The organism is Nostoc sp. UHCC 0251, assembly GCF_034932245.1.
Classification (GTDB): domain Bacteria; phylum Cyanobacteriota; class Cyanobacteriia; order Cyanobacteriales; family Nostocaceae; genus Nostoc.
In genome coordinates this window covers 1-9,925 of the sequence record NZ_JAYGHD010000134.1, presented here as the reverse complement: position 1 = coordinate 9,925, position 9,925 = coordinate 1, and the positions used below count along the sequence as shown (strand labels likewise).

Annotated in this window: 11 protein-coding genes and 1 pseudogene; 1 reads left to right on the top strand and 11 read right to left on the bottom strand. The window is 44.2% G+C overall.

Annotated elements, in window-relative coordinates:
• The first annotated feature begins 196 nt into the window (after nucleotides 1–196).
• On the top strand, nucleotides 197–847 hold the full coding sequence (locus tag VB740_RS15130) for a hypothetical protein (RefSeq protein ID WP_323200804.1): 651 nt from the start codon (nucleotides 197–199) through the stop codon (nucleotides 845–847).
• Between the two features lie 85 nt (nucleotides 848–932).
• Here the strand turns inward: VB740_RS15130 and VB740_RS15125 are convergent, their stop codons facing one another.
• The 11 genes and pseudogenes from VB740_RS15125 to VB740_RS15075 all read right to left on the bottom strand — a co-directional run.
• Nucleotides 933–1,652, bottom strand: coding sequence for a HEAT repeat domain-containing protein (locus tag VB740_RS15125; protein WP_323200803.1), 720 nt, complete (start codon nucleotides 1,650–1,652; stop codon nucleotides 933–935).
• 170 nt (nucleotides 1,653–1,822) lie between these two features.
• A complete protein-coding gene (locus tag VB740_RS15120; RefSeq protein ID WP_323200802.1) occupies nucleotides 1,823–2,671 on the bottom strand; it encodes a HEAT repeat domain-containing protein in 849 nt (282 codons plus the stop codon).
• The gene (locus tag VB740_RS15115) at nucleotides 2,646–2,948 is read right to left on the bottom strand and encodes a phycobilisome linker polypeptide (protein WP_323200801.1); all 303 of its coding nucleotides are present in this window, start codon (nucleotides 2,946–2,948) and stop codon (nucleotides 2,646–2,648) included. The genes VB740_RS15120 and VB740_RS15115 overlap by 26 nt, the downstream gene beginning before the upstream one ends.
• A gap of 47 nt (nucleotides 2,949–2,995) precedes the next feature.
• Entirely contained in the window at nucleotides 2,996–3,865 is an 870-nt protein-coding gene (locus VB740_RS15110) for a phycobilisome linker polypeptide (RefSeq protein WP_323200800.1), read from the bottom strand.
• 118 nt (nucleotides 3,866–3,983) lie between these two features.
• On the bottom strand, nucleotides 3,984–4,796 hold the full coding sequence (locus tag VB740_RS15105) for a phycobilisome linker polypeptide (RefSeq protein WP_323200799.1): 813 nt from the start codon (nucleotides 4,794–4,796) through the stop codon (nucleotides 3,984–3,986).
• Nucleotides 4,797–4,959: 163 nt separating this feature from the next.
• A complete protein-coding gene (gene cpcA, locus VB740_RS15100) occupies nucleotides 4,960–5,448 on the bottom strand; it encodes a phycocyanin subunit alpha (RefSeq protein ID WP_323200798.1) in 489 nt (162 codons plus the stop codon).
• Nucleotides 5,449–5,532: 84 nt separating this feature from the next.
• A complete protein-coding gene (locus VB740_RS15095) occupies nucleotides 5,533–6,054 on the bottom strand; it encodes a phycocyanin subunit beta (RefSeq protein ID WP_323200797.1) in 522 nt (173 codons plus the stop codon).
• Nucleotides 6,055–6,504: 450 nt separating this feature from the next.
• The gene (locus tag VB740_RS15090; RefSeq protein WP_323200796.1) at nucleotides 6,505–6,705 is read right to left on the bottom strand and encodes a hypothetical protein; all 201 of its coding nucleotides are present in this window, start codon (nucleotides 6,703–6,705) and stop codon (nucleotides 6,505–6,507) included.
• Nucleotides 6,706–6,896: 191 nt separating this feature from the next.
• Nucleotides 6,897–7,916: an adenosyl-hopene transferase HpnH gene (hpnH, locus tag VB740_RS15085; RefSeq protein ID WP_323200795.1), complete on the bottom strand. Its 1,020-nt coding sequence runs from the start codon at nucleotides 7,914–7,916 to the stop codon at nucleotides 6,897–6,899.
• A gap of 100 nt (nucleotides 7,917–8,016) precedes the next feature.
• Nucleotides 8,017–9,000: a hopanoid-associated sugar epimerase gene (hpnA, locus tag VB740_RS15080; RefSeq protein ID WP_323200794.1), complete on the bottom strand. Its 984-nt coding sequence runs from the start codon at nucleotides 8,998–9,000 to the stop codon at nucleotides 8,017–8,019.
• Nucleotides 9,000–9,872 (bottom strand): annotated as a pseudogene (locus VB740_RS15075) (efflux RND transporter permease subunit); the annotation flags it as partial. The pseudogene VB740_RS15075 and the gene hpnA, both read right to left, overlap by 1 nt.
• Nucleotides 9,873–9,925 lie beyond the last annotated feature (53 nt).

Genomic DNA, 9,925 nt, shown 5'->3' with positions numbered 1-9,925 from the left:
CCCAATGCCCCATGCCCCATGCCCAATGCCCAATGCCCAATGCCCCATGCCCAATGCCCAATGCCCAATGCCCCATGCCCAATGCCCAATTCAATAACAAGTGTTATCCTTTTGTTGATCTATTTCTAACTTAATTAATAGATGTTGCAACACAAGAGATTAGCTCAGTCATACTAAGAGTGTGGATATTATGTTTATGCCTACAGAAAACCTTACGCATATTTTATTTTCTAACTGGCAACACACACTCCAACCCTTTGGTGTTGACCAGGTAGCGGCTGAGAAAGCTTTTAATTGCTTGGTTGCAGCTTATTCTACCCCTAGCCGCTACTACCATACACTTAAACATATTGATCACGTCCTTAGCACAATTCAGATTTTGCAAGGCTACACAAACAACCTAGCTGCTGTTCAACTAGCTGCCTGGTTTCACGATGTCGTGTATGACACTCAAGCTGAAGATAATGAAAAACGAAGCGCAGACTATGCTTTTGAATTGCTGAGTAATTTGGGTATTCCAGAAAGCACTATAACTACTGTCACCCGTCTCATTCTGAACACTAAAGACCACCAAGCTGCGGTGGATGACTATGATAGCCAAGTTTTATTGGATGCAGATTTAGCGATTTTGGCTACTAACTCAGTCCAGTATCCTGAATATGCCCATGCCATTCGCCAGGAATATGGTTGGGTGGCAGATGCAGATTACATCACAGGTCGTCGGCAGGTTTTAGAACGATTTTTACAGCGATCGCGTATCTATTTTACGCCTTTAATGTTAGAGTTTGCCGAACCATCTGCCCGTGGCAATATTCAGGGAGAAATTCAGTCTTTATTATCTGTTTAGTTTTATCAAAGAAAGGCACATAGCAGTCCACTAGTAGGTTGCTATGTGCCTTCTGGCGGCAGAGCCTTGAAAAATTTCCAATTGCTTACCGTCTGCTACTACCGCGATAAGGCAGTTCAGGATTTTCTACCTTTCTTTTAGGTGCAAACATTCGTTGATGTTGTGGCTGCTGAGTTATTTCCTGTGCAAACTTGACACGGGTACGAACTCCGAGATCAACATCTGTATCGAGCATTTGCTGAAGTTGATCTTTAATCCGCGATGCTTGATCGGGTAAAGTGACTGCTATAGCAATAGCTAGTGTTTCTAAACTTGTCACTGCTGCATAGCGCACTACCCACTCTGGATCTTGAGAAATTAGTAGTAGCGCCTCTAGTACCTGAGTCTGAATAGATTCTAGTTTCTCAGGTGGTACTTGATGCCAGCGCAAAGTGCCTAATCCCCTGGCAGCTGCCCGCCGCACACTCAGGGAAAAATCGGTTTTTGCTGCTTCTAACAAGGTATCTAGCGCCCGTAGATCCCCAATTCCCGCTAAGGCACGAATAGCCCAAGCTCTCGCTCCGTAATTGTAGTCATCAATTAGTTGCAATAGTGGCTGCACCGCAGCTTCCCCGATCGCAATCAGCCCATCTACCGCCGCCACGGCTGCCCCTGGATTGTTATAGCCCAAAGCTGCAATTAGAGTAGGAACAGCTTCCTCTATCTCAGCTGCTGCTAACTCCTGAACTGCGTCTAATAAGCGATCCGAGGAATCTGCTTCTTCTACAGCACGGATCAATATTTGGGCAAGATCGCTGTTATTCATAATAGTTTTTCATGGGTAATTTGTCGTCAGCCCATTGTAGCTTAAGTTATCCGTAGTTAGTATAATACATAAACCCCCTAGCCCTGATTTTACAGTTAGTTTGGGGGTTTGTATGTTGTAAAGATTTTATTGCAACGTATTAATGACAACTGATTATCTAGAATTTATGACTACAACAGCGAGTCCATCAAATTCATCACTTTAATTGCACCTTCAGAGAAAGTGCTTGGTGTGATGTGATTTACTTGATGTTCTAGTAATCCTTTAAGAGAAATCAGTTTCAGGCTATTTTCAGCAAGAGTCTGTGCGATCGCATCTGCTGCGGGTAGATATCCAATCGCTCCCAAATCTGCCAACACTGCTCGACGCAATTGCAATTTCTCTCCCGTCAAAGCTTGTACCAACCTTTCTCCATACACTGGTTCTTGGGTTAATTGATACATAGCTCGTGCGGCAGAATATTGCACCAATTCGATTGGATGCTCTAAGAATGCCTTTACCAAAGGGGTGAACTCAGTCGCCCTCAAAGTTCCCAAGGCTTCTAAGATGGAGTCGTAGGGTTGAGATAAATCAGGCTGCTTGGATGATATGAGCTGCTCTCCCTGTAAACCTAATGCTAATAACTTAATTAGCGCAGGAATACAAACCGGATCGCCCAGCATCTCTAAGGATTGTACCGCAGCTTCTCGTACATAAAAATCTGAGCAGTCTAAACACCCAATTAAAGGTGATACTGCTTGGCGATCGCCCAGTTTTCCTAAGGCTCTAGCTGCGTTCCGCCGCAGAGGATATCCGCCTTCTGGTGTCCTGTCGGCTTCATCCTCTAAGGCTTTAATCAGTGCTGTAACCGCAGCTGCTTCACCTATGCGAAATCTGCCCAACCACCAAGCAGCATAAAATCGCAGACCTAAATCTGCACTTTCAAGATTAGCGATCGCTTGCTCTACAGTTAAAGATCCACCGTCGACATTGTCACCTGTCAGTGATAAATCTTTAATTTTCTCCGGACTGGGATTCATGGTTGTGTTCGCTATGTGTTGTCTCAACATTCAACGGCTGAATGCTGACTATTTTGCCACCCAAGCGAGTAATTCTTTGCATTTCCTGATTCATCCGGTTCTCAGGCACTGTAATAAACGTACTGGCACTAGAACGAATAGGATAGCTGACTTTTTCTGTTTCTTCACTTTGGCGCATACCGACTACTTCATAGCGGAAGGAGCGATTGCTATTTCTACCATTAATTTGTCCAAGCATAAACCAATTCCAAATTAATTTATAAATTGAAGTTCTCATTAGTCCTTGGTCTGAAATTAATGACCAATGACTAATGACCAATGACACTAAAGTGGCTTCACACTGGCGATTTTACCACCTTGTTTTACCACTCTTTGGAAGTAAGCAGATAGTCCTTCGTATGGTATAATCACAGCTTGATTAACCCGGCGTGTGCTAGGATACCCAGCCCCAAAAACGCCTGCCACTTCAATCCGGTAGAGTCTGCCTTCTTGTCCGAAAGTTCCTGCACCACCGAAAGTACTGTTGGGGGTAACGCCTTTTTCTGGAGCAACGTAGGCAAAACCGGAAGGACCACCAGATGGAGGAACAACAACAGATGCACTGTTGCGACCTAGTTCAACGGCAAGGCGAGAGGAATTACCTCTAAGCTGAGAGGTATCGCTACTGGCATAGCCGCGATAAAGTTGGAATATCCGGCTAAATCCGACAGTTTTCTGACCTGTTTGGGTTGCAAAGCCACGATAGAAAGGCACAATATTATCACCAAAGCTACTTTGATACTCTGGCGAATCAATATAGGAATCAATGTCGGCTTCATATCCCTTGGTTTGATATAAGTCTAAGTGATAAACCACCTCAGACTCATCATAGGGAGCGCGACCCAACAAATGTTTATAGTTCAGTTCAATGACGCGAGTTTGAAAACTGTTGTAGAAAAACTTGGTTTTGTACAGTTCTGATTTGGCTACTTGACGCACAAACTCTTGTACTGTGCTTTTCCCATCGCGCAGAATAGATTCAGCACTTGTGAGACGCTCAGATTTCATTAAGTAATCGTTGCCCAATAACTGACGATAGACGGCAGAAATTACCATTTCTATGTCTTCTTTAGTTGCATTTGGGCGCAATTCTACAGGAGCGTTATCACTAAAAGCTTCTGTTCCCAGACGGGAAGCTGCTGTTGTAATAGCCATTGGTAATTTTCCTTATGTAATTGGTAATTGGTAAGAGAAGTGGGGAGTGGGGAGTTGAGAGTGGTGAAATTCGCTACTCCCTACTCTCTACTCCCTACCCCCCACCCAATTCCCTAATTTATACAGATGTGATGCTAATCACTTTGCTGCCCTTACGATTAAGCTGCTGCAATTTACTAGAAAGTTGCTCGTAGGGTACAAGCAATTCCGCAGTACTCCGCCGGACTACAGTTGAGTTTGGAGAAGCTGCTTGTAGTACCCGAATCCGGTATGTTTCTCCTCTGCCACCTGATGAGAGTCCCGTTAAGGCCCCTGTAGAGACTGGGTAGATAGGTGAAGCCAAATTCTTAGCTATTTCCCACGTTAGGCGTCCTTGTTTTTGCCCTTGAGCGCGATCGCTATTGGCATAACCCCGATACAGTTGGAACAGTCGGCTATAGCCAACGTTTTTCTGCCCTACTGGACTATTAAAGCCCCGATAGTATGGCACAATATTTTCGCCAAAGCTTTCTTGATATTCTTGCGAGTCAATGTATGAGTTAATCTCAGCTTCGTAACCTTGTGAGTTGTAAAGCTCAACGTGGTACGAAATCTCTGACTCGTCTTCTGGGGCGCGACCCAATAAATGTTTATAATTCAACTCGATGAATCGAGTTTGCGAGTTTGAATGGAAAAACTTCTCCCGATAGAGTTCCGACTGAGCAATGGCTAGCACAAAACCCCTAACTGAAATCACACCTTGCTGCAACAGTGATTCAGCACTGACAAGATGCTCTCCTTCCAGCAGGTATTCATTACCCAAAACCTGACGGTAAGCTGCTCGGATGATTACTTGTACATCCGTTTCTGTTCTATCGGGACGTAATTCTACCACTCCTGAGTCTTCAAAGGCTCCAATCCCTAGTCTTGATGCTTGTCCCAAAGCTGCCATATTTAGACCTCCTCAGTTTTTAATGCAAAACTGAAAACTTTTTAGAAAAAATTTTTCTAATTTTTTAACAGCCTTTTGAAAATAAAACTGCCCAGAAAGATAAACCAACTCCTAGCTATTGTGCTAACAGAGCTTGTTTTCCTTTCCGGGCTAAATACACTCTCTAGCTGAGAGCGTTAATTGCGTAGTCGATGTAGGAATTAGCTTCTACAGCAGGGTCGCCACTTAGACCGTGGTTAGCCTTGATGTATTTGAGAGCTTCAACGTACCAGCTGGGAGATAGATCAAAGGTGCGGTTGATTTCAGCCAAGCCAGAAATCAAGAAGTCATCCAAAGGACCTGTACCACCTACAACTAAGGAATAGGTAACGATCCGCAGGTAGTAGCCGATGTCACGTGCACACTTTTCTTTACCAGTGTTGGTAGAAGCGAAGTTAGGGCCTTGTTGTTGAGTTGTGTAGGGGAACTTGTTGTATACAGCTTGAGCTGCGCCTTCTGTCAAACGTTGGGCATTAGCAGTCAAGCTTTTTGCTGCTTCCATGCTAGCAGGAGCTTGACGGAAACGACCAAAAGCGGTTTGAATTTCTGTGCTGGAGAGAAAGCGACCTTGAGAATCTGCTGCTGCAACTGCTTCGGTAAGAGGTGTCTTCATGGGTTTAGTATCTCCCTATTTACAATTTTGTTGAAATTTCTTTTGTCTAACTGACAGTTGTCAGTCAATAAGTCTTGAAAGGGTTTAGGCTACTGCTGCGGCTGCACGATCAAAGTAGCTAGCAACTTCAGATGATATAGCGCTGCAATCGCCTCTGGTGATACCGTTGGGGTCATTAACAAGAGCCAAAGCTGCTTCCTTCATCTTTTGCACGCCAACTGCTACAGAAGATCCAGGTGTTCCCAACGCCAAATAGGTTTCGCGCAGACCGTTTAGACAACGATCATCTAACACACTTGCATCACCAGCAAAGATTGCATAGGTAACATAGCGTAAGATGATTTCCATGTCGCGCAAGCAAGCAGCATTGCGACGGCTGGTGTAAGCATTACCACCAGGAGCAATCAACTGAGGTTGTTCTGCGAACAAAGCGCGGGCTGCATTGGCAACAATTGCTGAGGAGTTGCCGGTAATCCGGTTTACGGTATCTGCACGCTTGTTACCATCTTTAACGAGGGCACTTAGAGCGTCCAACTGAGCAGCGCTGAGATATTCACCGCGGGCATCAGCTTGGGTGATTACTTTTGCAAATGCATCTAAAACCATTGCTTTTGTCTCCTAGTTTGCTTGGTTAAGAATAATTGGACTCAAAACTGAATGGTTCAGTTTCTTTTTGATGTCAGTACTGCCTGACGGGTTACGAAAGGTTCAAAACAGACATCCACGGAATAAGTTTACGATCTCCAGGCTTTCAGATTAAAACTTTTGTTAAAAAACTTCAAACTTCTTTGAACGACTGGAAAACCTGATTAAGATGTTGTTTTTCACTCTCAAGTTCTCTTTATACAATGCTGCCGCGTCATTATTTATTACAAATTATTGTTATGTTTGTTAATTTCATTTACATAACTTTACAGTATTATGTCTTTTCCTTATTGACTTCTCTCGACCCCAGTAAAGATGGGATAATTTATTCCTGGGAAATCCCTTTAAGGGTACGTAGGTGTAGCCTGCCCCAAGCATCGCAGATTTAAGTTGTGTATTATTAGCTACTTACTAATTTCTGCCAAGGGCACGCGCCATATTTTGCGACTGCATTGCATCCGCAGGTTCATAGCCGTAGTTAACTATGCAATCGGCAGACTTAGAATTATGGCGTTGCAGAACTTTAGGATGAATTGGAGCAAGCAAGGCGGAAATTTTGGAAGTTGCTAAATCATCCTGTAAAAAATATGCAATACCAAAATTATTAGACATATCCGAAAATGTAGAGACGTTGCATTGCAACGTCTCTATCTACAAGGGTTTCAGGTAACGCATTAATTTCTGGAGATGTCTATTATTAGCCCAGCCGAAGCTCTAGATTTGCATATAGACTAATACGCTTGGATCAAGAAGAACAGTAGGTTGGGTTAAGCGGCAGCGAAACCCAACCTACGCCAGTTTTTCTAGCTCCTGCCAAACACACTGCCAAGGGCACGCGCCATATTTTGCGGTTGCATTGCATCCATTGCGGCAGTGGGTTCATAGCCGCAGTGAACCATACAATCGGCACACTTGGGATTACCACTCTTTTGGCCGTATTGGCTCCAGTCAGTCTGTGCCAGTAATTCCTTGAAGGTAGAGTAATAACCTTCGTTCAGCAGATAGCAAGGTTTTTGCCAACCAAGAACGCTATAGCTAGGGCTACCCCAAGGCGTGCATTCATAGTCTTTCTCACCAGTAAGAAAATCTAAGAAAAGCGGATTGTGATTGAAGTTCCAGTTTTTTTCACCAGCTTTGTATGGAGCCAGAATTTGCCGGAAGAGGGTGCGTGTTTGTTCACGGTGGAGAAAATGATCTTGATCTGGTGCCCACTCGTAACTGTAGCCAGGAGAAATCATCATCCCGTCAGTATTTAGTGTGTCTATAAAGTCAAAGAACTCTTGCATATCTTTGGGTTCAGTACCCTCAAAGATAGTAGTGTTAGTTGTAACACGAAAACCTTTAGCTTTAGCGGCGCGAATGGCTTTGACAGCAATATCAAAAACACCTTTGCGATCAACGCATTGATCGTGCAACTCCCGCATCCCATCTAAATGCACGCTGAAAGTCAAGTAAGGAGAAGGTTGAAACTTATCCAGACTCTTTTCTAATAACAAGCCATTGGTACACAAGTAAATATATTTCTTGCGCTCAATTAATCCTTGAACAATTTCATCAATCTGGGGATGTAGAAGAGGTTCTCCCCCAGGAATTGAGACAACCGGTGCGCCACACTCTTCCACTGCGGCAAAGCACTGTTCTGGGGTGAGATTTTGCTTTAAAATTTCCTTCGGATGTTGGATTTTACCACAACCAGTACAAGCTAAATTACACCGAAAAAGAGGTTCCAACATTAATACTAAGGGGAAGCGTTTACGTCCTTTCAAACGCTGTGTAACAAGATACTTCCCAATATCCATAGCTTGTTGTAGATTAACTGCCATTGTTGCGATCGCTCCTCTTCATATATCTAAAAACACCACGGTAGGAGCGTACATCGATGCACCCCTACATATTGTATCTACATGTGAATTGCTATATTTCTCATTTAACATAGCCCTGAGCAACAAACCAATCCACAGCATCCTTGAGTGCTGCCTTTAGCGAAGATTGAGGTAGACCCAACGCTCGTACAGCCTTGCCGGCATCGTAATACATAGGCTGTTTCGCCATCCGAACGCCATCCAATGGCACTGAGGGTGATTTTCCCAATGGTGCGAGAATCTTTTCATCAACCCAGGCAACACTAAGGGGCAACCAAGCGGGTACTGTTCGTTGAGGTGCTATTAAACCTGTGATATCGGCGAGTTGTTCGAGTAGTTCTTTAAGACTGAGGTTTTGATTACCTAAGATATAGCGATCGCCTGATTTACCCCGTTGCAATGCCAGTAAATGCCCCCATGCTACATCCCGCACATCGATAAAATTCAAACCAGTATCTAAGTAAAAGGGCATTTGCCTTCGCAAAAACCGCAAAATTATATCACCTGTCGGGGTAGGTTTGATATCCAACGAGCCAATGGGGCTACTGGGATTGACAATAACTACTTCCTGACCTGTAGCAACGGCTTGCATGGCTTCTTGTTCAGCGAGAAACTTAGACTTTTTATAGTCACCCACCAACTTTTCTAAAGGACTCTGATGTGTTTCATCAACGACTTGACCAGATGATCCTACCCCAATTGCCGCTACTGAACTGGTGTACACGGTGCGCTCAATGCCAGCTTTGCGGGCTGCTGCCAATACATTGCGCGTACCCAGGACATTGTTATGGTGGAGTAACTCTCGGTCTGTTTGCCAGAGGGAATAATGGGCTGCCACATGGAATAAATATTGACAATCTTCCATCTGTTGCCAGAGATTGGGATCATTCAAATCGCCTTTGACAATTTCCACCTCCAAACCGCGGAGATTCTCCAAATTGCTGCTTGAGCGTACTAGGGCTTTGACTGTGTAACCCTGTTGCAGCAACAATCGTACCAAGTGGGCACCAATAAAGCCCGTACCCCCTGTGACAAAAACCTGCATCAAGTTGTCCCCCTGTTCTTAAATCGGGGAAACCAATCATCCAAAATAGCGTAGACTACTGGCACAACAATCAAACTGAGGATAGTTGAAGTTACGAGTCCACCTGCGATCGCTACAGCCATAGGCGATCGCAATTCCGAACCTGCACCAAAACCCAATGCGATCGGTAACATCCCTAAGAGTGTAGAGGCAGTGGTCATCATAATTGGTCTGAGGCGCACTGGCCCAGCTTTGAGGATCGCCTCTGTGCGGTCTAAGCCAGATTTGCGGAGTTGGTTAATGTAATCTACCAGTAAGATGGCATTTTTGTTTGCTAGTCCTAACAAAAACACAAAGCCAATCAGTGAGATCATGCCAAAGTCACTCTTGGTAAAGAGTAAAGCCAACATGGCACCAACAATTGACAAGGGCAAAGAAACACCAATAACTACTGGGTCTATCCAGCTTTTGAACAGTAAAATAAGTACAACGACAATGCACAGTGCTGATAAAAGCAAAGTAGTACCAAAACTACTAAATACTTCGCCTTGGCGGGCTGAATCTCCTCCCAAGTCTAAAGTTACACCAGCAGGTAACACTGCTTTTGCTTCTGCCACTAATTGGTCTGTGGCACTACCCAAGGACAAATCTTTGCCCAAATTGGCACTAATATAGGCAACTCTTTGATTGTTGAGCCGCTCAATTTGAAAAACTGTACCCTGTGGATTGGTTTCACTTGTAACAGTGACATCAGCAAATCCCGGTAATTTTTCGATGCGCTCTTTAATTGCCTTGGCAGCTTTGCTGAGGCTTTGGAGGTTATCACCTCGTAGTGACACCTGTAAGGGTTTTTGTCCACCAGTGTCAACAAATTGAATATCTTCTACGCTGGTAAGCTAAAACACATCTAATTTGCATATCAAAATTTTATTAATCCCTTGTGGGG

Bases quoted from the DNA above. Each gene is read 5' to 3' on its own strand.
- VB740_RS15090 (WP_323200796.1), bottom strand. From the start codon at position 6,705: ATGTCTAATAATTTTGGTATTGCATATTTTTTACAGGATGATTTAGCA.
- hpnH (WP_323200795.1), bottom strand. From the start codon at position 7,916: ATGGCAGTTAATCTACAACAAGCTATGGATATTGGGAAGTATCTTGTT.
- hpnA (WP_323200794.1), bottom strand. From the start codon at position 9,000: ATGCAGGTTTTTGTCACAGGGGGTACGGGCTTTATTGGTGCCCACTTG.
- VB740_RS15110 (WP_323200800.1), bottom strand. From the start codon at position 3,865: ATGGCTATTACAACAGCAGCTTCCCGTCTGGGAACAGAAGCTTTTAGT.
- VB740_RS15105 (WP_323200799.1), bottom strand. From the start codon at position 4,796: ATGGCAGCTTTGGGACAAGCATCAAGACTAGGGATTGGAGCCTTTGAA.
- VB740_RS15125 (WP_323200803.1), bottom strand. From the start codon at position 1,652: ATGAATAACAGCGATCTTGCCCAAATATTGATCCGTGCTGTAGAAGAA.
- VB740_RS15115 (WP_323200801.1), bottom strand. From the start codon at position 2,948: ATGAGAACTTCAATTTATAAATTAATTTGGAATTGGTTTATGCTTGGA.
- VB740_RS15095 (WP_323200797.1), bottom strand. From the start codon at position 6,054: ATGGTTTTAGATGCATTTGCAAAAGTAATCACCCAAGCTGATGCCCGC.
- VB740_RS15120 (WP_323200802.1), bottom strand. From the start codon at position 2,671: ATGAATCCCAGTCCGGAGAAAATTAAAGATTTATCACTGACAGGTGAC.
- cpcA (WP_323200798.1), bottom strand. From the start codon at position 5,448: ATGAAGACACCTCTTACCGAAGCAGTTGCAGCAGCAGATTCTCAAGGT.
- VB740_RS15130 (WP_323200804.1), top strand. From the start codon at position 197: ATGCCTACAGAAAACCTTACGCATATTTTATTTTCTAACTGGCAACAC.